The following is a 23,907-nucleotide window of genomic DNA, read 5'->3' as shown; positions in this document are numbered from 1 at the left end:
ACGGGTTGCCCAGATAAAACTTTATAAAAATACGTAGCGCCCTAGTGACGCTTGACCACAATCGAATCAGCAATCTCTTCGATAAGCTCCAGCCCGGACTGCTGCCCTTCAGCCGTAACTCGCACTCCGCGAGGCGTCGGAAGAATTGATACTTCAGCACCGTAGACGATTCCAGCCGCCGCTAGCTTACCCAGCAAGTCCATATCGGTCTGTACAAACTCTGAGAGACGAGAAATAGTAAAGCGGTCATCCTCATCTGAGTCTTTAGCGGCAATAGTCATTGACACGGTGCGCGTATCATTGCGTTCGCTACTATCCCCTAGATCTTCAAGACCGGGGATCGCGTTACCGTACGGCGAATACTTAGGATTATCGAGTAGCTCGAGCAGGCGACGCTCTACTCGCTCGCTCATTACATGCTCCCACCGGCAGGCTTCGTCGTGAATATATTCAAATTCAAGCCCGATAACGTCCGACAGTAGGCGCTCAGCTAGGCGGTGCTTACGCATCACTTCAACAGCCTTGTGACGACCGTCCTTGGTCAACTGCAAAGAACGATCTTTAGCGACCTCAACCAACCCGTGACGCTCCATGCGCGCAACAGTCTGCGAAACAGTGGGTCCAGAATGGTCCAGGCGCTCAGCAATGCGAGCGCGCATAGGCACAATTTCTTCTTCTTCAAGTTCAAGAATCGTGCGCAAGTACATTTCAGTAGTATCAATAAGATCTGTCATGTCTGTGCTCTCTTATCCAGATACGTGCACCGGCACGTGGGGTTTCTTTAGATATTTATTCTAATGCTGATTTTTATTTTCATGGTCAGCTTACTTTGTGAGCGTACGAGATTGTGTGTTTGCGTTACACTCTTTTATCTCACCATTCGAAAATTTGCCGGTTTGCTCTGCCTTCGTCGCTTTCACAGGCACAATAGAGAGTATTCGAGCCCGTTCCCTCACCCTTTACGCTGGGCTCACAACCATAAATGGAGTGTATTGTGACTGATTTTCTCACCATTCCCGCTGATTTGATTCCTGCCGATGGTCGATTTGGGGCAGGGCCTTCGAAGGTTCGTGCTGAGCAAGTTGAAGCTGTAGTAGCGGCAGGCAAAAAACTTTTAGGCACGTCTCACCGTCAGGCGCCCGTTAAAAACTTGGTGGCTGAGATTCGCGAAGGCATCAAAACTTTCTACCAAGCTCCTGATGGCTACGAGGTAATTCTCGGCAACGGTGGCGCTACAGCTTTTTGGGACGCGGCGGCTTTTGGTCTTGTGGAATCTAAAGCCCAGCACCTGGTGTTCGGTGAGTTCGGTTCTAAATTCGCATCGGCCACTGATAAGACCCCTCATCTAGAGCGCTCATCTATTATTTCTTCGGAGCCCGGAACACGCCCGTCTCCTGTAGCCGAGGAGGGTGTTGATGTGTACGCGTGGCCGCACAATGAAACATCAACCGGCGTCTTTGCTCCGGTGCAGCGTCCTGTCGGCATTGACGAGAATGCGCTGGTAGTGGTCGATGCCACAAGTGCGGCGGGCGGTTTGGACGTAGATATTTCCCAGTGCGATGTCTACTATTTCTCGCCTCAAAAGAATTTTGCCTCCGACGGTGGCCTCTGGTTTGCTCTGTTCTCCCCGAAAGCACTCGAGCGTGTACAGAAAATTGCAGAGTCAGGACGCTGGATTCCAGATTCTCTGTCGCTGGCTACGGCGGTTGATAACTCGCTGAAAAACCAGACCTACAACACGCCTGCCCTTACTACCCTCATCATGCTCAATGAGCAGGTGAAATGGTTGAACGCCAACGGCGGGCTTACCTTCGCCGCTGAACGCACCGCGGATTCAGCAGCACGCGTCTATCAGTGGGCCAAAGCATCCTCGTATGTACAACCGTTTGTTACCGATGCAAGCGAGCGTTCCAATGTCATAACTACCATCGATTTTGACGAAAGCATCGACGCATCCCTCATCGCCCAAACCTTGCGCGCTAACGGCGTGGTTGATACCGAACCGTATCGCAAGCTCGGGCGCAACCAGTTGCGCATCGCCACCTTTACGGCCATTGAACCTGACGATGTTTCAGCACTTCTACGTTGTATCGACTACGTGGTGGAGAATCTGTAGTTTCAATTATCGCTATTCTTGCCTCATTGCACCGGGCAGGGATGCTAACTGTTAGCTGGCTCGGGGACTAGCGTCATGAGAGACTAACGGTCAGCATCCCTGCCCGGTTCTTATGTAGTGGTGGCGTTTAGCGTGGCTCTTGTACATCGATAGCCGCTGTAACCGCAGGCGGTTCGTTGTCATTATCCGTAGCACCCTCTTCGCGCTTACGCAGAACAAATTTGGTGCTAGCAGAACGGTCAAAGACAACGTGGAGCTGTTGTGAGCGCATATACCAGCCGACGCCGATAGCGGCGGCAAGCAAACTGGCAATCACGGCTACGCCTAAGCCCCAACGAGCACCGAAAACATCATTGACCATACCCACCAGTGGTGCACCAATGGGCGTTCCTCCCATGAAAACAGCCATGTAAAGACTCATGACGCGACCGCGCATCAGCGGCTCTGTCGTGACCTGCACATAGGCGTTGGCGCTAGTGATGAGGGTGAGCGCCATGAGCCCCATAGGCACAAGCGCAATTGCAAAGAACCACATATTGGGTGAAAGTGCGGCGAAGAAGCACGCAAGACCAAAGCCCGCGCAGGCGCCGAAGATATAGCGTAGACGCGGCACTTCGCGTCGTGCTGCTAAGAGCGTGCCCGTCACCGAGCCGATAGCAAGAATCGAGTTGAGGAAGCCAAACTCACCGGCACCGTGACCGAACTCGGTGGTTGCCATAGCAGCAATGTTCATCGCTGAGTTCAAGCCGAAAGTGCCCACGAGAAAAACCGCCACCATAACGGCGAGGATGTCCGGCCGGGTTTTCAAGTAGCTCAGCCCATCACGCAGACGACTTTTAGCTTTGGACGCGCGTTCAAAATACCTGAGTTGCTCGATGCGAATCAGAAGAATAGCGGCAATCATCGCCACAAACGTTACGGTGTTAATCAGAAAGACCGGTCCGGAGCCAACAGCTGCCACCATAACGCCAGCGATAGCCGGACCTATCATGCGGGCGGAGTTGAATGACATTGAGTTAAGAGCCACCGCGTTAGGCAGGTCTTGGTCAGAAACCAGCTCCGAGACAAAGGTTTGACGCACCGGCGAATCAAGAGCAGTTACCACGCCCAAGGCTAACGCAAAGAAGTAAACATGCCACAGTTGAGCTAGCCCCGAAATGGTCAGCAACCCCAGCCCCAAGCTCAAAAGACCCATGCCGCTTTGCGTCCACAACAGCACCTTACGGCGGTCATAACGATCAGCAACCACACCCGCATAAGGGGCAATCAGAAGCTGAGGAGCGAACTGCAACGCCATGACAATACCCATCTGGGTAGAATCCTGGTCGCTCAGCTCATTGAACACTAACCAGTCCTGAGCAATGCGTTGCATCCATGTGCCGATATTTGAAACTAACGCACCGACAAACCAAATGCGGTAGTTCATAATCCACAAGGATCTAAAGGTCGTAGATTTATCTACCACCGGTTGCGGGCCTTGCATACTCTGTACCTGACTCGTTGCGCTCACCATCCATCTGCTGTTGTATCTAAAGTTTTACTATGCTTTTTTGTTCACTTAAAGTCACGCAATATTTAACAAATGCGCTGATAGCTCACTAGCAGAGGATAAAGTAAAGCGCTCCCCCTTTACGGGCGAGCGCTTTATCTCTAGCTATTTGTGCTATTCGGCCTCTGATTCACGGGCTTCTTGTTCTGAGCTCTTGGTTTCTAGCTGGTTTACCGGCGCATCTTCATCAACGTCCTCGGCATCTACGATATCGGTAGTGTCGTAATCGTCATCGCTCTCGGTGTCTTCAGGGCGAACTCGGTCGGACCATGGAACCCACTCAGGGGCCAGTAAAGCGTCGTCACCGGGCAACAAACCAACTTCGCAAACAGTAACGTGCTTGGAACGGGGTGCGCGGGCAAGGGTAGCAAACCAGAACCACCCGCGGTAACCGGGCAGAGCACACTCAAATAGATGAGTGCTCAATCGCTCTTCTTCACTGCGCACGTGATGAACAGGACCAACTGACTCAGAATTTGTAATTTCAAGAATCCCAGTCAGCGCAAGATCTTTAGCTGCAGCAATAACCTCATCGACCTTTTCGGTACGGCGACGACGCACCGGCACACCCAGCGAAGGATGCTCATCGGTGCTCTCTGTAGAGTCGAAGGTCGATACGGCGTTCTCAGGCGTCGAAGTATCGATAGCCTCGGGAGCAAATTCTGACATACTCCTATTAAAGCGTGAAAATCGCTCAAACGTTTAACTCGGCCTTTTAGATAAGTCATATATGTCGAAGAAAGATTCCCGATTTTACCTGTAGGAATCCGGTATCGAGAAGGCCTTGATACGGTAAGTACATGACTACAAAAGACGTACTGCCCTACGCCGGCACCATTCGTGCGCTCGGTGTAACCGGCGCAATTCTTGCCATTATCAGCACCATCAGTGGAGTTCTCATGCTCTGGATGAAGTGGACCGGAGCATCCACCCCAAACATTTTGACGCAGATTCCGCTGCTTCTCTTCCCCCTCGCATTCATCGCACTGATGATTGCCATGGTGTTCCTCGTCCTTCAGCGTCGCGCGCTGTAGCCATAACACCGCGTCCTGCCATTGAGTCAAGGGAGAAAATCAGCAGACGGTAGAGATTGTCACAGCAAACTTTCAGCTAAAAGGGAGATTATTAAACCGTGAAAAAGCAGACTGAAGCAAAACTACTAGTAGTAGACGACGAGCCCAACATTCTTGAATTGCTCGCTACCTCCCTGCGTTTTGCAGGCTTTGAAGTAGTGACCGCATCGAACGGGCGCGAAGCACTCGACAAAGCACAGAGTGAATCTCCCGATCTCGCTGTACTCGATGTCATGTTGCCCGATATGGACGGCTTTACCGTCACCCGCAAGCTCCGCGCATCAGGGCGCCTGTTCCCGGTACTCTTCTTAACGGCTAAAGACGACACCGAAGATAAGGTCACAGGCTTGACCGTTGGCGGCGACGATTACGTGACCAAGCCCTTTAGCTTGGATGAGGTTGTAGCGCGCATCCGCGCTGTTCTACGCCGCACCGCAGCTCACGAAGAAGAAGATTCACGCCTGCGCGTTGACGATCTTATTCTCGATGACGACGCGCACGAGGTGTTCCGTGGCGACCGCGAAATTGACCTTTCGCCCACCGAGTTCAAGCTCTTGCGTTACCTCATGCTCAATCCCAACCGTGTGCTGTCCAAGGCTCAGATTCTTGACCATGTTTGGGAATACGATTTCAACGGCGACGCCTCAATCGTGGAATCCTACATCTCGTACCTGCGCCGCAAGATTGATAACAATCCGGAGCTCCCCTCGCTCATTCACACCAAGCGCGGTGTGGGCTACCTGCTCCGCACGTCTAAGAAGTAATTTTTAGTAGATGATGCGTCAACGTATTCTTCGCTCCCGACTGGGTTCGCTGTCATTGCGAACCCAGTTGGTTGTTTTAAGCTCGCTCCTTATTGCTCTTGCTATTGCGGTGACAGCGCTCGTTGCTATTTCAGCGATGCGTAGCCACCTCACTAGCCAGTTGGATGAAGAAATTCAGTCCAATGCCGGCGTGATTACCAGCAATCTTCTGCCTTCCGGCAGTGAGATTAATTCGACGCCGCGGCTGGCTTACACCGCTTTCCTGTTAGATTCTGAGGGCAACGTGGTGCACCAGTTCTCCACCGCCGATGAAAGTGAGTCCACCCCTCTGACGGGCACGTGGCCGCGAGATCGCGTAGAAAAGCTATCAGCAACGGGCTTTACCGTGCCGTCGGTATCGGGGCACACACAGTGGCGCATCATGCCCTTTTCAACGGATTCTGACCAGTACTCCGTCATCATCGCAACCCCGCTAACGCAAACTAATTCAACGGTGGCGCTGGTGGGTATGCTGACAATCGCCTTCGGTATGGCGACGCTGTTCGCGGCTATCGCCATGAGCTGGGTACTCGTTACCAGAGCCTTCGAGCCGCTCGCCCGCGTCGAACAAACAGCAGCCAAAATCGCCTCGGGCGACCTCTCTCAGCGCATCGTCAATTACAATCCCTACACCGAGCTGGGGCACCTCTCAAACTCACTCAACCAGATGCTGGCGCACATTGAAGAGGCCTTCGATACCCGCAAGCGCTCTGAAGAAAAGATGCGCCGCTTTGTGGGCGATGCATCGCACGAGTTGCGCACACCTCTGGTTTCAATTCGCGGGTATTCAGAGCTCTACCGTCACGGTGCCCTACAAACTCCGGAGGACGTTGGCAAGGCGATGGCGCGCATCGAGGCAGAATCTAAGCGCATGGGCCAGCTGGTTGAAGATTTGCTGACGCTTGCCCGCATCGATGAGCGTCGCGTCAACGAAAATACAAACGTTGATTTGCTCAAGCTCGCTCAGGACGCTGCTGCCGACGCCTTTGCCATCGCACCCGATCGCGAAGTTATTGTGGTGGGCTTGCAGGATCCCGACAGCGACGGCACCACTGCCCCTGTCATGGGCGATGAATCGCGCTTGCGTCAGGTGGTAGCTAACCTGATGACCAACGCTATCCGCTACACGCCCGAGGGCTCTCCCCTCGAAATCGCTGTGGGAACTGACCGAGGCCCCAACGGGCTGCTGTCGGTGCTCAAAGTACGCGACCACGGCCCCGGTATCCACGGCGAAGACCGCGAGCGCGTCTTCCAGCGTTTCTACCGCGCAGATACGTCAAGGACGCGAGAGACCGGCGGCACCGGTCTGGGGCTGGCGATTGTGGCGGCTATTATTGCGCAGCACGATGGAACCATCGATATTGAAGAAACTCCCGGTGGTGGCGCGACCTTTGTGTTGAAGATTCCGGCGTCGGCAGAAGCGCTCACGGAGCGTTAAAGAGACGTTAGGAATGTGGACACACGCCAACTGAGGACAGAAAAATCTGTGGATATCGTAGTTTGAGGGCTACTTATCCACAGATTTTTTCTTTAAGTAGTTTTCCGGAGTGCCCAAGACATACCGTAGTGTCAGGAGGTTAGCTCGCAACTTTTCAGCGTAGGATTTCTCAGCCTAAACAGCGTGTTAACCTCTGCATCAATCCCAACTCTTTTGAAAAGGAACCACCATGGCACAGTTTGTTGTTGACTCAGACCTCATTGCTTCAAAGAGCGCTCAGGCACGCGCCCACGTCGATTCGATTATTGCCGAGGTCAACGGTATGACGAGTTCTCTGCAGGATTTGCAGAACTCGTGGACCGGCTCTGCGTCCGTGAATTTTCAGGGCGTTTTGAGTAACTGGCGTGCTACTCAACGTCAGGTTGAAGAGGCTATCGCGCAGATTAACGATGCCCTTTCCAAGGCAGGTATGAACTACGACGACACCGAGTCCGCTAACGCAGCGATGTTCTTAGGCTAGATCGGCGCACGGCGGTACACAGGTGTAGGTCTGTAGGCTTGTACCAAGCGTCCTTTGTGCAGCGACCAGCGCGAAGACCGGCTCTCGGCACCAGCAAGGAAGCTCAGCGCCTGCACCTGTTACGCCTAGAAACTTATCTACGTTGCGCTCTCTTGACGAAAACGCAGGAGCCAAGCGCCAATTTCATTGCGGTAGTTCTCGCGAACCCACCAGCTGGTGCGCACCACTTGACCGCGTTTAGTAAAGACTCGTGACACCACTAGCGCCGTCGACTCATTGAGCATATCGGTCTCGATAATCTCGGGAGTGCCTTCCACATGGAAAGCTCTCTCGCGGTGCTCAATGACTTCTTGACGAGACACAATGACGCCGCGAGGTGTCACCCACGAAAATTCGGGAGCTAGAAAAGATTCCAGCTTGTGCGCATCCGCGTAATTCTCGGCGCGCAAGAGAAGCTCTTCTTGGTGAGCGGCCAGGCGGTCAGGCCCAATCTGGGCAATGCGCGCGCTGTGCGCTTCTTCCTCGGCACGGTCCTGTTCTTCTAAGGCATCGCCGGAACGATAGTTTGTAGGATGCGCGCGCCGTGCCTCTGCTTCGGCTTCGCTCATACGGTTTTGCGGTGACGGGAACAAATCCACCACAGTGTGTTCGTCTGATTCGATGCTGTCAGCATCATCGGTAAAACCGGGGCCTGAGTTAGGCTTTTTCCCATCGCGGTAGGCTGTTGCCGCCGCACGTGCACGCTCATCAGCGGCTTCGTTCAGTGCGTGGCCCGCGTGGCCTTTCACCCACTTGAACTCGTAATTTCGCCCTGACAAAGCAGCGTCCAGCGCCTTCATCAAATCCTGGTTCTGCACAGGCTTACCGTCGGATTTCTTCCACCCTTTCTTCTTCCAACCGGGCATCCACTTAGTCAAAGAGTTGATGGTGTACTGGCTATCGCACAGCACCTCAAGTTTTCTCTCGGGAACATGCGCCGTTGCTTCGAAAAGATCGAGCACTGCTTTGAGCTCGCCCATGTTGTTGGTGCCGTGCTTCCATCCACCGGCAGCCCACGTATCATCATCGATATACCATGCCCAGCCTGCAGGGCCGGGGTTGCCCAGCGCAGAGCCGTCAGCGGCGGCAATAATTGGTTCTTTAGTTCCCATGCAACTAACCTTAGCGAATAAGTAGCTCTGACCTGTATTTCAGTGCAAGAACCGCATTCATAAAACTTCAGTAGAATTGCGTTCATGAGTAATATGACGCAGCAGCCCGCTACCGCGGTGGAGCTTTTTCTGCTTGATCCTGAGATGCTACGTTCCGGGTACGGCGTGAGTTGGCTTGCCTACGTAGGCTTCGAGGAACAACGCCGAGCCGCTGAATTTACTCACCCTGACGATGCCATGACCTACGCGGCGCAACACGCCCTGATGCGTACGATTGCGGCCACCACCCTCGGAGTGCTCCCCACTGGTGCGGCAGCAATCCCGGTGGATCGTTCGTGTTCTTTATGCGACAGCGGCGCTCAGCACGGTAAGCCCACCATTGAGGGCGTCAACCTCAACATGAGCCGCACACAGGGCTTAGTCATTGGAGGTTTCACCCGCGACCACCAGTTGCTACTCGGCATTGACGTTGAGAAATCTCGCGGATCTCTTCACAACGGCTTTGATCGCATCGCCCTGGCTCCCAGCGAAAGAGAGTTCCTTGCTACCCTTGACTCCCAGTCAGCGCAGCTGGTGCGTATGCTTTTGTGGAATGCTAAAGAGGCGGTGCTCAAAGCAACCGGCCACGGTCTCTCGGTAGACCCGCGAAGCGTCGTGGTAACAATGAGCGATGACAGTGCGCCCTTTAGCCGCGCACACGCGTCCTTCGCAGACCCCTCGACCAACTGTAAATATAGCTTTGACGTGCACTGGTACACGAAGGGCGAACACTACATCTGCGTTGCAGCGTCCGCCCCTGTATCTGTTGCTATGCATCGGGTAACAACACCCAAAATGGTGCGCGATCTTCTAGCGCCCTAAGACTTAGCGGGTACTGATTCCCAGCACCTTGCCGAAAGTACCCAGCTTGGTAGCGGTTTCAGCGTGCTCGCTCTCAGGTTGCGATGCGCGCACAATACCTGCACCCGCGAAAAGAGTTGCACGATGCGGGCTCACTCGGGCGCAACGTAGCACCAGCGCCCACGAGCCATTGCCGTCCGCATCCATGTAGCCCACTAAGCCACCAAAATAGCCGCGGTCAAAGTCCTCGTACTCGCGGATGCTCTCTAGCGCAATATCGCGCGGAGTACCGCAAATCGCTGGCGTGGGGTGGATAGCCCGAGCACCATCTAGCGAGCTCAGATGCCCTTTGAGGACGCCGGTAATTTTGGTTCCCAGGTGCCAGAGCTGCGGGGTGGTCATGAGCTCGGGAACAGCGGGAGCATCAAGTTCCTCTGTTAAAGGGGCAAGACGCGAGCGGATATCATCAATGACGGTGGCGTGTTCGGCGCGGTCTTTAGCGGAGCGCATCAACTGCTCACCAATTTGCATATCTTCAAGGTCGCCGGGGTGCGCAGAACGCTGAGCCGAACCGGCCAAAGGATGCGTGTTGAAGCGTCCGCCGGCTTCTGTCTTAAACACGAGTTCGGGAGAAGCTCCCATGAGGTACTCATCGGAATCCGGCAATTTTACGGAGAACGTGTAGGCGCGAGGCTGTTGCAGGGTCAGGTTATCGTAAACATCAGCGATGTTAAGCGGCTGGTCGTAGTGGGCGGTGAGGGTGCGTGCCAGCACGACCTTGTCGAACTCGCCGTTGTTCATGCGCGCAACCGCATCCCCTACAGCCTGACGATAGCGCGGGTTATCAATGCCCTCGACGCGGCTGGGAGCTGGGAAGTTATGCGAGCCGTCGGTAGCAGTGCCAGCGTCCTTTCGCTCTTCGACCGTGTAACTTTGCGGAACCCACAGGGTTGCAGGACGAGACGGATCAAACGGCACCAGCCCCATCACAATAGATTTCTGTGCGCGCGCGGTTTCAAGCGCTGTTTCTTCAGTAACAGCAGTTAGCGCACCGGCGCTGGTGATGCTCTGGTGGCCCACACTCATCACAAAATCAGCAAACGGTTGCTCAATACTCACGGGCGAAAACTTTCTTTCTCGAAGCGCATTCGTTGTTAGTGTACTCATCTAAAACGTTGCACCACCATCGACTGTTAGCTCCTGCATCGTCATGTGACGGGAGCGTGAATCTACGAGAAACTCGATGACAGCTGCAATGTCCTCAGGCTCAGCGATGCGTCCGAGCGGAATACCGAGCCTGAAATTCTTGCTGTTACCTTCAACCGGCTGGTGAGATAAGTCTTCACCGCACCAGGCGTCGGTAACCATTGGTGTGCGTGTGGTTCCCGGGCACACGGTGTTCACTCGAATACCGTACTGTGCCAGTTGCAAACCAAAACTTAAACTTACACTCGATGCGGATGCTTTAGAGGCACCGTATGCACCGAATTCCGCTCTGGGCGTGTGTGAGGCGTTAGAACTCACCGTGACGATACCGCGTGCGTTAGTGCTATCTTTCGGATTCTGGTCAATCATGAGCTGCGCAAATTCGCGGATCACAAGAAAGACTCCGGTGGAGTTCACTGCGTGCACCTGCTGCCAGCTTTCGAGCGAGGTTTCTAGTAGCGGCTGGCTGTGAGCGATGCCGGCGCACAGCGCAAGCCCTTGCAATTCTACTCCTAGTGATTGAACCGAAGTTCTAAGAGCGAGGATGCTGTCTGCCCGGCTCATATCGGCTGGGAAGTAGTGAGTATTCGGCTCTTCACCAAAGTTCTCTTTCCACTGCTGAGCGCTCAGCACATCTGTTGCGACTACCCCGTAGCCAGCTAAACGGAGAGCCTCGGTGGTGGCGCGTCCTACTCCCCCGGCAGCGCCCGTCACAAGAACATATTTCATGCGGCGCCCCTTACGCGAGTTCCTCTACCGAGCTGATCCAGTGCTTGCTGGGTAGAGCACACAAGACCGCATCGTGAGGCAACATAGTCGCAGGCCATCTGATGCTTTTCAAGGCTGAAATCAGCGAGCGCATCGTGGATAAAGAAGGGCTGGGTCTCGTGCATGAACGCGTCAAGAGCGGTCGTCATGCAACCGATATGAGCGTACACACCGGTAATCAAAAGCTGATCGCGACCCCAGCTCTTCATCTGCTCACGAAGATCGGTGTGCGCGAAGGCTGAGTAACGCCACTTGGTCAAGATCTCCGCTTCTTGTGCCTGTAGCTCTTCAATGATGGCAGCGGCTTCATCGCTTTGAAGGCCTGTTCCCCAAAAATCTGTCAGTAGCGCGCGTTTTTCTGCCGTTTGACGCGGTGGTTGAGCTGAAAAAACTACGGGAATATCTTGCTCGCGTGCGGCGGCAATAAGCGCTGCGATGGAATTAATAGCAACGTTGATTTGAGCAGAAGAATCGGAGCGATCGAATGCGTTGATGAAGTACTGCTGCATATCGTGCACAAGCAACACGGCGCGGGCAGGATCCAGCGTCCACTCAACGGTGTTGGTGAGGTTTGCGGGCGTATATCGATAGCCGGAAATCTGAGGTAGAGCCATGCTTTCTCCTAGAGACTGTGGTTTTGTACCGGTGACCAGAGAAAACACTAACACACTCAAACTTAGGTTTACCTAATTAATTGATTAGGCTTAATGAAATTAGCTTTAAGTGGAACCTTATTAAAATGTTCCTACACTGCGAATTGGAACGGCTTACGCTAGACACGTTTTTTACACAGCCCCACATAACCTCATTTAGTGAAGTGAGGCACATACCATGACGGTATACATTCACTTATTTTTCGAACCACACTTTTAGAAAGTACCGCCATGCCCCGCAAGCTCTTCTGCGAGATCTCTCCGCTCACCTACCAAATCTCCCGCCGCAAAAGCATCCTCACCCGACAGATCAAAGACCGCCTCAGTAAAGAACATTTTTGCAACCGCTAAAAGCGATGAAAAACTGCCGGTGGTGATCTACAAGCACAATTCTCTGATTCGCCGCCAGCTCGGCAATACGCGCATGGACCTTCAAGAAAACAAGGCGCAAAACCTCAAAATCTGCACTCCGCTCGTCAACGGCGTGCTTATCAAGCCCGGCGAAGTCTTTTCACTCTGGAAGCTCGTTGGTGAATGCACACCGAAGAAAGGCTATAAAGAAGGGCTGATGGTTGGACGCGAGGAGGACGCCCAGTCCGGTATTGGCGGCGGCATGTGCCAGTTCTCAAAACTTATCCACTGGATGGTTCTACACACCCCCTTTGAGATCGTGGAACACCACCACCATGACGGTGTTGATATGTTCCCTGATTTTGGTCGCAAAGTCCCTTTCGGCACCGACACCTCGATTGTTTACAACTACCTCGATTACAGGTTCCGCAACACCACCGATAAGACCTACCAGCTCATCACCTACACCGATGACGAATACCTCTACGGTGAATTGCGTTCCACCGAGCACCAAGACTTCAAATACCGCATCAAAGTCGAAGACGAGTTCTTCAGCAAAGAAAACGGCACGGTCTACCGCAACTCCAAAATTTACAAGCGAACCATCGACCGCGCCTCCGGCAATGATGTCGAAAAACAGCTCATCAAAACCAACCACGCAAAGGTACTCTACGATACGAGCAACCTTGAGATTATAGAGATGTAGGTACGACCGCGTATTACCGCAGTGCTCGTCGATTCGCACCTCAAGGAGTAGGGTGAAAGTACCGGCCTCTACGACAAAGGAGTAACCATGGCAGGCAAAAACGAACAAGAAGTTAAGAACAGTCTTTTCGGTTTCGGTGAGCCCAATGAGGCTTTTGGCCAGTACTTTATCGGTCAGAGCTTCCTCAAATGACTAGTGAATGAAGACGACGTGGACGTCATGGTCGCAAACGTCAGCTTTGAACCCGGTTGCCGCAATAACTGGCACAAACATGTGGGCGGCTACCAGATTCTGCTGGTGACCGAAGGTGAAGGCTGGTATCAGGAGGACGGCCAGGCAGCTCGTAAACTCACCGCAGGCGACGTCGTTGTGACCAAGGACGGTGTCAAGCACTGGCACGGCGCAACCAAGGATTCGTGGTTCAACCACGTTGCCATTACCGCTGGCGAAGGTGAATGGCTTGAGCCCGTTGACGATGAGCACTACAACGCTCTAGAAGGCTAAAGACCTTCCCCGCAGAATAGCCCCGCCCGATATTGCTCTTACGTATGCGGTTTGCATCCTCGGCAGCAATATCGGGCGGGGCATTTTTATTTGAGCTGCGCCTTTAGGACGCAGGTTTGTTCAGCAGTGCCTCACGAACAATCTGTCCCACCGCGCGTGCCGACTGCGGATTTTGGCCGGTGATGATGCGTCCATCAACCTGAGTGAACGAGGTGTAAGGAAGCGCCGCCTTGGTGTAGTTGGCACCCACTTCTTTGAGGCGATCTTCAAGCAGGAACGGCACATGCTTGGTTCGCATAGCCAGCTTCTCTTCAGTGTTTGAGAAACCTGTGATGGTCTTACCAGCAATAAGAGCGCGGCCATTGATGCTGACCGTGCTCAACGCACCAACACCGTGGCACACGGCCGAGACGAGTCCGCCGTTACTGTAAATTTTCGCGGTGAAAGCATCGAGCTCGGGATTGCCCACAAAGTCAAACATGGTGCCGTGGCCACCGGTGAAGTAAATAGCGCTAAAGTCATCGGGGTTGAGGTCTGAGAGCTTAGCTGTTTCGCGCAACGCCTTGCGGAAGGCGGGATCTTTGAAGTGTTTTTCGGTTTTTCCGTCCACAAACATTTTGCGCAGGCTCACCGGGTCGAAAGGAGTGTTTCCACCCTGCGGGCTGGCGATCACTACGGGAATTTCAGCATTCACTTCATCATAGAAATGCGTCAGTTCGCTAAACCACAGGCCGGTGGGAGTATCAAACTTTTCGTATTTTTCGGTGTTGGTAACCACCGCGAGAACCGGTTTCATTTTTCTCCTTGCAACAATTAGTAATTACACTTACCAATTTACGCGCGTTGCAACAATACCGCCACTTCATAGTGATTCGTATGCGGGAACATATCAAAAACACGCCCCTCCACAGGCTTCAGCGAGGGCATCTTCTCAAGATCTTTCACCAGCGAGCGCGCATTACAGCTGGAGTAAACAACCGTTTGAATTCCCGAGTGCTCCAGCCACTGCGCTAACTGCTCACCAATACCGCGTCGCGGCGGATTGACAACAACGCACTCGGGTAACTCTTGAGCATCAACGGCAAAAGTCGTGGCGTCCTGCGCAATGAAAGTCAGGTTATCAAGCCCTTTTTCATCCACAGTGCGTTGCGCAGAAGCAATGGCTTCTTCACTAATTTCAATACCGGTAATGGACGCGTCAGGTAAAGCCTGCGCGCTATGCAGGGCAAAACCGCCAACCCCGCAATAGAGATCCCACAGCGTGTGCGGTGCGGCATCCGCTACCCACTGCGCACCTTGAGCATAAAGCGCCTCGGCAATAGCGGTATTTGTCTGAAAGAAGCTTTGTGGGCGCAGGTGCAAATCCATGCCGTTAACCTGCATCGGCAGGGTTTGCTGCTCGGTCAGAATAATTTCTTCCCCACCCTCAACCACCGCTTTATGCTCGCGCAAAAGGTTGATAGAAACTACGCTAATTGCCGGATTCCGTTGTTGCAACCACGAGATTTCGCGACGAATAGGCACCAGAAGTTTTTTAGAGCGCAACACAAAACGGAGCATCAGCTCACCGCTGGGGCTGGCTGTTACCAGAATATTTTTCAGCTCGCCTTTTCGTGCGGGCACGCTATAGGGCGTTAAGGATGCCCGCTGAATCAGCTCGCGAAGAACCGGCATCAGCGCCAGAATATCGAAGGTATACAGCGGACATTCGCTCAGATCAACACCGTTGCCCTCCCGATTAAGAATGCCCAAGACAGGGTTCTGATGTGTGCCAGAAACAACAATTTTTGCCTTGTTACGGAAAGCTGATTCTTTACTGGCTACCGGCGAGAGCCAGCGCAACTGAGCGTGCTCGTGAAGCAGTGCTTTCGCATCCGCATCCTTAGACTCAAGTTGCGTAGCGTAGGGCACACGAATTTGGGTGCACGAGCGGCACACACCGGCATCAAAATAGTCACACTGCATAGGGCACCATTCTACCGGTCCATCGCAGTCGGTCCCGTGCGGGCATAGTTGATGGTCTTTTCTATGCCCGAGACACCGATGAGCACGCAGGTAAACCAGATAGCGCCAGCTGGCCCCAATGGCGATGCCACGGCACCGGCAATCAGCGGGATAGTGACCTGCCCAAGACGGTTACCCAGCAGACGCACGGCAAGGGCCGGCGAGCGCCAAGAAACAGGAACCTCTTTGACAATCATGGTCATCGTCAGCGGTTGGGCAATTCCTACAAAGAAACCACCGATGAGCATCACAATCACCGAAATAATCACATTGTTGATGGTGGGTGGAATCAGCGCGATGAGCACGGCGCTCACGAGCAAAGATGTAATCACTAGCTGACTTCGATTCCATCGACGACTCAAGGACGACAGTGAAAAACGAGAAACGATCGTGGCAGCAGAACGAATAGCTAGCAGGAGGCCGATCCACGCGGGCGAAACTCCGGCCGCCTCACCCACCAGCGGCATGAAGGAGATCAAGATATCGGTTACCGACAGCATGCCCAACGAGGCAAACATATTTGAGACAACACCGTGCCGACGCATAATTTTGAGAGTGGTCGCCTTGCCAGGATTGCTATCCGAGGCACCGGCAAGAGGCTTCTCGCCCAGAACCTCCGCTGTGGACTCTTGCGGCACCTCTTCGACCTGCGCCGTTATCGGAATTTCCGAGGTCAGTGCTGGCATTTCTTTCAAACGCACAGGCCAGAGCATGAGCGGCACCGATACTATCGCGAACACAGCGCCCAGCCACAAAGCAAGATTAATCAGGTGCATACGATCACCACCTGGACTATCACCCAGCAATAAGCCGCCTAGCAAGGGGCCCAGCAACTGCCCGGCAGCAATGCCGGCTGTCTGCCAGCCAAAACCTTTATCAAGCGTCGCATCCGTAGAGTAACGGGTTACCGATGCCTGCGATGAAATCACAAAGATAAGATGACCAAAGCCCAGCAGGACGCTCGCACACGCAACACCAAAAATGGATGGCACCAGCGCCATCAGCGCCGCACCAACACCGATGAGCAGGCCACCAGCCATCACGGTATGCCGCAGATTTTTGACCCGCTCGGTGTAGCGTCCAAACCAAATCGCCAGAAAGACAGGAACCAGCGCGTATAGAGCCGTCAATGCACCGATCAACGCCTCGCTAGCACCCAGCTCAATGAGCTTATAGCTCATCTGCGGACGTACCATATTCAAGGCGGTTTGCGAGGTCAGCGAGAAAGCAACGAGAGTCCACAGCCATGCTTGAGGCCTGGATGCTGATGCGGCGGATGAGTAATTCACAGCGGCTCCTAGGCAGGCTAAATTTTTCTGTGCGCGATTACCCAGGGTATACCCCGTAACGAAAACCACCGGCGACTAGATGGTCAAGAACCTATAGAAGGTTCTTCTAGTCACCGGTGGTTTTACCCTCGGTAGGCAGACAGCGGCTTAAGCAATCAATTCGTTACGTTCTTCCGCTGCCTGCAAACGGCGGATGCGTCGCTCTTCACCGTACGCCACAATGAGCAGGCAAATGATGCCCAGCACCAGCGCTGCGTAGAAAACGGTGAATACCGCGCCCCAGCCGTGCAGAAGATGCCCAAACACAGTGAGACCGTCGCGCTCGGGGTCTGCAATGGCTGCCAGACCAACCTTCGCCATGGAGTCACCGAAAAGGTAACCGAAAGTACCGGTCATACCGTTTGCAACGCTCACCGCTCGCTTGGGAACAAAGCCAACCAGCGAGACACCGATCAGTAGCTGCGGGCCAAAGATCAGCGCGCCCAGGCAGAAGAGCGCAATGTTCACGGTCATCACGTTGGTTGCGTTCTTGTACATGTCAACCGCGAAGAAAATAAGCAGCATACAACCGACAGCAACCACTGCGCGGCGTCCCTTGAGAAGGTCAGAGATGTAACCCCACAGCAAGCTGGCAACCAGCGCACCGATTTCAAAGTAGAAAATCGTGTTAACGGCATCGCTCTTATCAAAGTGCAGTGCCTCAGTGACGTAAAGCGGTGCCCAGTTATCAATGCCGATGCGCACAATGTACACGAAGATATTTGAAACGCACAGCAACCAAATCCACGGGTTCTTGAGAACATAGGTGGTGAAAATCTGCCACTTAGTCAGCGACTCAGCTTCGGTATTCTCAGCTTCAATAGCTTCGCCCCAGATTTCTTCGCTGCGGTTCCAGCCCAGCTCCTCGGGATCGTCCTTACCGATAAATAGGCCTGCGATACCGATAGTCAAACCGATCAGCGCGGGGAAAATAAACATACCGACCACGTGGCCGTTGAAGAAGACGTTAGCTCCCCACAGCGCAAGACCACCGGCGATTGCGCCACCGACGTTGTGCGAGGCGTTCCAGAAGCCCAAGAAGCGTCCGCGTTTGGTACGCGGCGCCCACCGAGAAATAGTTGAGTAGGACGCCGGGCCACCCGCAGCCTGGAACAGGCCGTTCAATCCCCACAGCACGATAAAAATGCCGATAACTGAGCCGAACGCGCTGAGCAAAAGCCCCATGGTAAGAACCATGAGCGAGGCGAGAATCAGCAGTGCTGAGACCAGCTTTTTGGAATTCTTACCGTCGACGAAGTATCCGACCAGAGTCTTGCCCAGGCCATAGGTAATAGAAAAGGCAAGACCGATATAACCCAGCTCTAGGGTGCTAAGACCATATTCTTCTTTGAGCAGAGGCTGAGCGGCCTTGAAATTGTTACGGATAAGGTACATGGACATGTACACGAAGAACACAACGAAAAAGGCTTTAAGAAACTGACCGAGCCACTGCTTACGTTGTACAGAAAGAGGGATTCCCTTATTGGGAACCTTGTTAAATTCAAAGAATTGAAGCACGATAGCACTCCCTATGAATGTGAATGGTGTGTGAGAACAACTGTTCTTACTGCCAGCTTAGACCCGAATTTATACCAAACGGTTCACTTTCCTGCTTCTGGATTTTGTTCCAAATTTTGGCGATAAAGGAGTGAAAATACTTTCTAAACATTCGATGCAACCACGAAAATAAATAGAAATTTCCCCCCGCGCTTTTTATTTCTAGGGAAACAAAAATCCCCTCACCGAAGTGAGGGGATTTTTGAGATCTATTTACTTAACAGCGTTGCGTAGCGCCCACTTGAGCGGAGTAACAAGCTGATCCTGCGCCGAGGCTGACAAGGTGCCATCGGGGTTTACCTGAGCCTGAAGACCGTACGTGCTCACCCAGCCCCGAGTAGACACAAAACGAGCACCGGAGTTACCCGCAACAGCCTCAAGTCGCTGGCTCAAATCGTTGAGCTTCGCGTCGTCGCTAGTGGAAGGAACATCGCTGACCACGATGCGCGCATTCGGGTAAACCTTCTGCAAGGTCGCAATGGTCTCACGCAAATCGGATTCCAGCGTTGCAGGGTCAACATCAGCATCAGCCGCCGACGCCTGAATATCCACGATCCAAGGAGTACCGATACCCAGAGCCACTGCGTTATCAACCACCATGTTCTTGATGGACAAACCATCTGCACCGGTAGCTGAGATACCCGCACCAGCTGCAGTGTATTCGTTGGCAGAGTAACCGGCAGCCTGCAGACCCTGCGCAACATAACCGGTGTTCCAGCTAGGAATAACAGCGGAATCACCCAGCACAACAGACTCATCCCAGTCGATAGCGTCATCTGCGTACTGCCACCATGAGCGGTCCATGACCTTACCTGCAGAAGGAGTGTAGGCGAGAGTCGAACCGTACATGTCATCGCCCGACTCGCGGTAAAAACGAGTGAGAGGCCCCTGGCTCATATGACGCCAGTAATGGTTAGCAGTCTCGGTTCCGGTGGGATAACCGTAGCGCGCAACCTGAGCCTCAAAAGAGATAGCGGGGCTGTTAGCACCCGTCCAGAAATCATAAACTTGCGGGCTCATGGCGCTCTGGTACGAAGTATTGCCATCGGTATAGTTCACCACGTAACCGCGTTCGTACTTCTGCGCTCTTGCCTTAGAGTCAAGCTCAATAGCGCTTCCCATACGCTTGCCCAACCAATGGCGAGCTGCTTCAGCATCCATCTTAGTTGCGGTGTCCTCAGCAACAGCAACCTGAGCGGCAGGTGCCGGTGTATCTGCCTCTGCAGCGTGAGCAGGTACAAACCCAGATGCCAGCAGAGCGAGAGTGCCCATAGATAGAGCGATAGTCTTTTTCACGTCTTCCCCTAAATCGCGAAAATAGATTGGCTCCTCATCGAAGAGCCGAATAAATATTGAGTTATAAACCTAGCGAGTTTATTTTTATATTTACAGAGCATAAGACTGTTTGTAGGCTTAAATAAGGTCAAAAGCCTGCCGACTTTCTTTTAGTTTATGGTTTACATCATACGAATTCTTTTATTCTGCGTAACCGGTACAAAAAAAGGACGCGGCGCCCCTCACCAAGAGGGACGTCGCGTCCTTCGCATATCGCGTGAATGAGGTGAAAAGTTTTAGCCTCTCACCGCTATTTCACGTGATTACATCATACCGCCCATGCCGGGATCCATTGCAGGTGCTGCACCTGCGGGCTCGGGCTTGTCAGCAACAACAGCTTCGGTGGTCAAGAATAGACCAGCGATGGATGCCGCGTTCTGCAAAGCTGAACGGGTTACCTTCACGGGGTCGTTAATGCCAGCTGCCATGAGATCTTCGTATTCGCCGGTTGCTGCGTTGAGACCGGTACCAACGGGCAGGCCACGTACCTTATCAACAACAACGCCGGGCTCGAGACCTGCGTTGGTAGCGATCTGCTTGAGGGGTGCGTCGATAGCAACCTTGACGATGTTCGCGCCGGTAGCCTCGTCGCCTTCAAGCTGAAGCTTCTCAAATGCGGTTACGCCAGCCTGAATCAAAGCAACGCCACCGCCGGGGACGATACCCTCTTCAACAGCAGCCTTCGCGTTGCGGACAGCGTCCTCAATGCGGTGCTTACGTTCCTTGAGCTCAACCTCGGTAGCTGCGCCAGCCTTAAGAACTGCAACGCCGCCAGCCAGCTTAGCCAGACGCTCCTGCAGCTTTTCGCGGTCGTAGTCTGAATCTGAGTTAGCGATTTCGCCACGGATCTGAGCTACGCGACCCTCGATGGATGCTGCATCGCCAGAACCCTCAATAATGGTGGTCTCGTCCTTGGTCACAACAACCTTGCGTGCTGAACCCAGCAGGTCGATGGTTGCCTGATCCAGTGATAGACCTACTTCTTCGGTAATAACCTGGCCGCCGGTCAGGATAGCGATATCAGCCATCTGAGCCTTACGACGGTCGCCAAAGCCGGGAGCCTTAACAGCAACAGACTTGATGGAACCGCGCATCTTATTCAGAACCAGCAATGCAAGAGCTTCGCCCTCGACGTCCTCAGCAACGATCAGCAGGGGCTTACCTGACTGCATGACCTTCTCGAGTACGGGAACGAGATCCTTCACGTTTGAGATCTTTGAGTTAACGATCAGGATGTAGGGATCTTCAAGAACAGCTTCCTGACGATCGGGATCGGTCACGAAGTAACCTGAGAGGAAGCCCTTATCAAAGCGCATACCCTCGGTCAGTTCAAGGTCAAGACCGAAGGTGTTTGATTCCTCAACGGTGATAACGCCTTCTTTGCCGACCTTCTCCATTGCCTGAGCAATAAGCTTACCGATTTCCTTATCGCCCGCTGAGATTGATGCGGTAGCAGCGATTTCTTCCTCGGTTTCAACTTCCTTAGCGGAGTTGAGAAGCTCAGCGGTAACAGCTTCAACAGCCTTTTCGATTCCGCGCTTGAGGCTCAGCGGGTCAGCGCCAGCTGCAACGTTGCGCAGGCCTTCACGTACGAGTGCCTGTGCCAGAACGGTTGCTGTGGTGGTGCCGTCACCTGCGATGTCGTCAGTCTTCTTAGCGACTTCCTTAACCAGCTCTGCGCCGATCTTTTCGTAAGGATCCTCGAGCTCGATTTCCTTAGCGATTGAAACGCCGTCGTTGGTGATGGTGGGTGCGCCCCAAGCCTTTTCCAATACAACGTTACGACCGCGCGGGCCAAGGGTTACCTTGACTGCGTCTGCAAGGGTGTTCAGACCCTTTTCAAGACCGCGGCGTGCTTCTTCATCAAAAGCAATCAACTTTGCCATTGGTGTTTCGCCCTCCTGGACGTATTGTCGGTGTTCGTAGTACCGGTGCCCGCGACGGACGGTGCATCGAGCGTCCGGCGTCTCTTTTAGCCGGATGCGTGCACCTCACCGATAAACGAAAAGTTTTACTTGAGTGAGCCACCAGAACCACAAAACTAGCACTATGTTTAGCAGTTGGCGGCATCAAGTGCTAATTACAATCTTGGCACTATGGCACAGCGAGCGCAAACGTCTTACGGTTTTTGGTACCGGTTAATCGCCTACAGCGCATTTAGAGGTGCGCGCAGCTCAGTACGGATGCGTGTTTGCAGGTTATTACGGCAAAAAGTAGCGCTGAATACAGAAGAGAGCGTACTACTGATAATCTGTTGCAGATGCGGTTGCTGAGGGGTCTGTTGCCTCGTCGGTACGCAGTGATGAAAGCACGTATTCAGGGCCGAGCACGGCGACAACGGGGCTATCTTGCTCTGTGGATTCTTCGGTGTAGTCCACCCCGAGAATTTCAGCGACGGCCGTAGCTTTCTGCTCGTTGCCAGCAGTGTAGTAGATGGTGGAAACATTGACGGGCACACCGTGCCAGTTACCTACCTGGGTAATCTCAACATTCTGCTCCGAGTTCATCAGCAGGTTCATGGCGTCCGACGCCGCCCCGGTCACGCCACCGGAGTTGTAAATCTCTACAACATAGGGTTCACCTATAGGTTCGGCAGATGCAGTTTCAGAGGCGCTGGGAGTTGAGGACGCGGTTGCTTGGGTAGCTGCCTCGGGTGAGGCGTTTTGCGGTGAAAATACGTACATGAAGCCGCCCAGAATCAGCGCGGCCAAACCCGCGCCAATCAGCGCTAAAATTGAGCGCTTGTCCCGAGCAGCGTTTGGGTTTATTGCGCGATAAACGCCACGTCGTTTTGAGTCTTCATCGACATCGTCAAACTCATCGTGCGGGTACTTATTCACGCGTTTTCTCCTCAAATCGACTAATGGATGTTTCTAGGCTACACGGTTGACCTCGGGTTTAAATCCACATTCTCATAGCGCGCAGAGAGTGTCTTGCGCCTTCGCCCCGTTGCTATACCTCGGAGTCGCGGTGCTCGCGCAATCGACGCGTAAGGGCGGGTTCTTGTTCGATAACGCGCGGATTATCAATTAGCCGGTTAAGCTGCTGGTAGTACGAAACTGCGCTCATGCCCAGTTCGCTACGGACAGCCTGCTCCTTAGCGCCCTGATACTTCCAGCGTCGTTTCTCAATAGAAATAATTTTCTGCTCTTGTTCGGTGAGCGGATTTTTCGGCTCGTTCGGGGTAGCGTCTTCGCTCAAGGGAACCTCATCTAGGTATGATCGTGTGCATACTTACTGTAGTACGAAAGGTAAAAGTTTTTTCCATGCCAGCACAACCGCTTACCGACATCATGGCAGAAGACTGGGCGCAGGCACTCGCCCCCGTCGAAGAGAACATTCGGGTAATGGGCAACTTTCTCCGCGCAGAACATGCCGCCGGACGCCAAACGCTCCCACCGGCGTCCAACATTTTCAGAGCCTTTGAACGCCCCATGAAAGACGTTAAAGTCCTCATCATCGGACAGGATCCCTACCCTACCCCGGGCCACGCTGTTGGGCTGTCATTCTCGGTCGAACGCCATGTTCGTCCCGTACCGCGTTCGCTGCAGAATATTTACAAAGAACTTCAGTCTGACCTGGACATCAATGTTGCTGAGCACGGCGACCTCAGTGCGTGGAGCGACCAGGGCATCATGCTGCTCAACAGAGTTCTCTCCGTCGAATCAGGCAACGCCGGCTCACACCGCAATAAAGGCTGGGAAACCATCACCACCTGCGCGATCTCAGCCCTCGCTGAACGCGGCACTCCCCTCGTCGGTATTTTGTGGGGACGCGACGCCCGCAACTGCCGCCAGCTCATCAGCAACTATCCGGTGGTTGAATCGGCGCATCCTTCGCCGCTCAGCGCATCCCGCGGATTCTTCGGCTCAAAGCCGTTCTCACGCACCAACGAGCTACTCGTGCAACAGGGCGCTCAGCCGGTGAACTGGCAGCTGAGTTAGAGAGCAAGCAGCACATAGACGGCGTACAAGAGGGCGGACGCTCCCACCGAGCGTCCGCCCT

General features: G+C 53.6%; 24 protein-coding genes. 9 read left to right on the top strand and 15 right to left on the bottom strand.

Annotated features, from left to right (window positions below):
- Positions 1–41: 41 nt before the first annotated feature.
- The gene (locus IDM49_RS02160; protein WP_168614605.1) at positions 42–734 is read right to left on the bottom strand and encodes a metal-dependent transcriptional regulator; all 693 of its coding nucleotides are present in this window, start codon (positions 732–734) and stop codon (positions 42–44) included.
- 260 nt (positions 735–994) lie between these two features.
- Here IDM49_RS02160 and serC point away from each other — a divergent pair, with 260 nt between their 5' ends.
- Entirely contained in the window at positions 995–2,116 is a 1,122-nt protein-coding gene (serC, locus tag IDM49_RS02155) for a phosphoserine transaminase (RefSeq protein ID WP_403214750.1), read from the top strand.
- 127 nt (positions 2,117–2,243) lie between these two features.
- On the opposite strand, the gene IDM49_RS02150 is transcribed toward serC, so the two are convergent.
- Together IDM49_RS02150 and IDM49_RS02145 are read right to left on the bottom strand one after the other, a co-directional pair.
- Positions 2,244–3,599, bottom strand: coding sequence for an MFS transporter (locus IDM49_RS02150; RefSeq protein WP_190724865.1), 1,356 nt, complete (start codon positions 3,597–3,599; stop codon positions 2,244–2,246).
- Between the two features lie 180 nt (positions 3,600–3,779).
- Positions 3,780–4,334, bottom strand: coding sequence for a DUF3027 domain-containing protein (locus tag IDM49_RS02145; protein WP_190724864.1), 555 nt, complete (start codon positions 4,332–4,334; stop codon positions 3,780–3,782).
- Positions 4,335–4,465: 131 nt separating this feature from the next.
- Here IDM49_RS02145 and IDM49_RS02140 point away from each other — a divergent pair, with 131 nt between their 5' ends.
- From IDM49_RS02140 to IDM49_RS02125, 4 genes are all read left to right on the top strand, one after another.
- Complete coding sequence (locus IDM49_RS02140) at positions 4,466–4,699, top strand: hypothetical protein (protein WP_168614609.1); 234 nt, start codon at positions 4,466–4,468, stop codon at positions 4,697–4,699.
- Between the two features lie 98 nt (positions 4,700–4,797).
- Positions 4,798–5,502: a response regulator transcription factor gene (locus IDM49_RS02135; RefSeq protein ID WP_190724863.1), complete on the top strand. Its 705-nt coding sequence runs from the start codon at positions 4,798–4,800 to the stop codon at positions 5,500–5,502.
- A gap of 13 nt (positions 5,503–5,515) precedes the next feature.
- On the top strand, positions 5,516–6,979 hold the full coding sequence (locus IDM49_RS02130) for a sensor histidine kinase (RefSeq protein ID WP_168614695.1): 1,464 nt from the start codon (positions 5,516–5,518) through the stop codon (positions 6,977–6,979).
- A gap of 229 nt (positions 6,980–7,208) precedes the next feature.
- A complete protein-coding gene (locus IDM49_RS02125; RefSeq protein WP_168614611.1) occupies positions 7,209–7,499 on the top strand; it encodes a WXG100 family type VII secretion target in 291 nt (96 codons plus the stop codon).
- A gap of 137 nt (positions 7,500–7,636) precedes the next feature.
- On the opposite strand, the gene IDM49_RS02120 is transcribed toward IDM49_RS02125, so the two are convergent.
- Complete coding sequence (locus IDM49_RS02120; protein ID WP_168614612.1) at positions 7,637–8,650, bottom strand: RNase H family protein; 1,014 nt, start codon at positions 8,648–8,650, stop codon at positions 7,637–7,639.
- An 84-nt stretch (positions 8,651–8,734) separates the two neighbouring features.
- Here IDM49_RS02120 and IDM49_RS02115 point away from each other — a divergent pair, with 84 nt between their 5' ends.
- Positions 8,735–9,511 (top strand): 4'-phosphopantetheinyl transferase family protein, encoded by a 777-nt coding sequence (locus IDM49_RS02115; RefSeq protein WP_190724862.1) that lies wholly within the window; start codon positions 8,735–8,737, stop codon positions 9,509–9,511.
- Between the two features lie 3 nt (positions 9,512–9,514).
- Here IDM49_RS02115 and IDM49_RS02110 read toward each other — a convergent pair whose 3' ends face one another.
- The 3 genes from IDM49_RS02110 to IDM49_RS02100 are packed head-to-tail and all read right to left on the bottom strand — an operon-like array spanning position 9,515 to position 12,078.
- Positions 9,515–10,609 carry an isochorismate synthase gene (locus IDM49_RS02110; RefSeq protein WP_228008153.1) on the bottom strand — a complete coding sequence of 365 codons (1,095 nt, stop codon included), beginning with the start codon at positions 10,607–10,609 and terminating at the stop codon, positions 9,515–9,517.
- A 48-nt stretch (positions 10,610–10,657) separates the two neighbouring features.
- Positions 10,658–11,425: an SDR family oxidoreductase gene (locus tag IDM49_RS02105; RefSeq protein ID WP_190724860.1), complete on the bottom strand. Its 768-nt coding sequence runs from the start codon at positions 11,423–11,425 to the stop codon at positions 10,658–10,660.
- Positions 11,422–12,078: an isochorismatase family protein gene (locus IDM49_RS02100; protein ID WP_190724859.1), complete on the bottom strand. Its 657-nt coding sequence runs from the start codon at positions 12,076–12,078 to the stop codon at positions 11,422–11,424. The genes IDM49_RS02105 and IDM49_RS02100 overlap by 4 nt, the downstream gene beginning before the upstream one ends.
- A gap of 409 nt (positions 12,079–12,487) precedes the next feature.
- Here IDM49_RS02100 and IDM49_RS02095 point away from each other — a divergent pair, with 409 nt between their 5' ends.
- Both IDM49_RS02095 and IDM49_RS02090 read left to right on the top strand, forming a co-directional pair.
- Positions 12,488–13,174, top strand: a complete 687-nt coding sequence (locus IDM49_RS02095; RefSeq protein WP_228008152.1) for a VanW family protein — start codon at positions 12,488–12,490, stop codon at positions 13,172–13,174.
- A gap of 195 nt (positions 13,175–13,369) precedes the next feature.
- Positions 13,370–13,678: a cupin domain-containing protein gene (locus IDM49_RS02090; protein WP_228008151.1), complete on the top strand. Its 309-nt coding sequence runs from the start codon at positions 13,370–13,372 to the stop codon at positions 13,676–13,678.
- 103 nt (positions 13,679–13,781) lie between these two features.
- On the opposite strand, the gene IDM49_RS02085 is transcribed toward IDM49_RS02090, so the two are convergent.
- From IDM49_RS02085 to IDM49_RS02050, 8 genes are all read right to left on the bottom strand, one after another.
- Positions 13,782–14,474, bottom strand: coding sequence for a type 1 glutamine amidotransferase domain-containing protein (locus tag IDM49_RS02085; RefSeq protein ID WP_190724858.1), 693 nt, complete (start codon positions 14,472–14,474; stop codon positions 13,782–13,784).
- 38 nt (positions 14,475–14,512) lie between these two features.
- The gene (gene rlmC / locus IDM49_RS02080; protein WP_190724857.1) at positions 14,513–15,643 is read right to left on the bottom strand and encodes a 23S rRNA (uracil(747)-C(5))-methyltransferase RlmC; all 1,131 of its coding nucleotides are present in this window, start codon (positions 15,641–15,643) and stop codon (positions 14,513–14,515) included.
- A gap of 11 nt (positions 15,644–15,654) precedes the next feature.
- The gene (locus IDM49_RS02075; RefSeq protein ID WP_228008150.1) at positions 15,655–16,971 is read right to left on the bottom strand and encodes an MFS transporter; all 1,317 of its coding nucleotides are present in this window, start codon (positions 16,969–16,971) and stop codon (positions 15,655–15,657) included.
- A gap of 147 nt (positions 16,972–17,118) precedes the next feature.
- Positions 17,119–18,528: a hexose-6-phosphate:phosphate antiporter gene (gene uhpT / locus IDM49_RS02070; protein ID WP_190724856.1), complete on the bottom strand. Its 1,410-nt coding sequence runs from the start codon at positions 18,526–18,528 to the stop codon at positions 17,119–17,121.
- Positions 18,529–18,780: 252 nt separating this feature from the next.
- A complete protein-coding gene (locus IDM49_RS02065; RefSeq protein ID WP_190724855.1) occupies positions 18,781–19,863 on the bottom strand; it encodes an SGNH/GDSL hydrolase family protein in 1,083 nt (360 codons plus the stop codon).
- Between the two features lie 302 nt (positions 19,864–20,165).
- Positions 20,166–21,788: a chaperonin GroEL gene (groL, locus tag IDM49_RS02060; protein ID WP_190724854.1), complete on the bottom strand. Its 1,623-nt coding sequence runs from the start codon at positions 21,786–21,788 to the stop codon at positions 20,166–20,168.
- A 354-nt stretch (positions 21,789–22,142) separates the two neighbouring features.
- Positions 22,143–22,742 (bottom strand): LytR C-terminal domain-containing protein, encoded by a 600-nt coding sequence (locus tag IDM49_RS02055; protein WP_190724853.1) that lies wholly within the window; start codon positions 22,740–22,742, stop codon positions 22,143–22,145.
- A 112-nt stretch (positions 22,743–22,854) separates the two neighbouring features.
- On the bottom strand, positions 22,855–23,103 hold the full coding sequence (locus IDM49_RS02050) for a DUF3263 domain-containing protein (protein WP_190724852.1): 249 nt from the start codon (positions 23,101–23,103) through the stop codon (positions 22,855–22,857).
- 65 nt (positions 23,104–23,168) lie between these two features.
- Between IDM49_RS02050 and IDM49_RS02045 the strand changes: the two genes are divergently transcribed.
- Positions 23,169–23,846 (top strand): uracil-DNA glycosylase, encoded by a 678-nt coding sequence (locus IDM49_RS02045; protein ID WP_190724851.1) that lies wholly within the window; start codon positions 23,169–23,171, stop codon positions 23,844–23,846.
- Positions 23,847–23,907: the final 61 nt, after the last annotated feature.

Origin of the sequence: Rothia terrae, from assembly GCF_014705925.2 — a bacterium.
GTDB lineage: Bacteria > Actinomycetota > Actinomycetes > Actinomycetales > Micrococcaceae > Rothia > Rothia terrae.
This window is presented reverse-complemented; position numbering and strand designations above follow the sequence as displayed.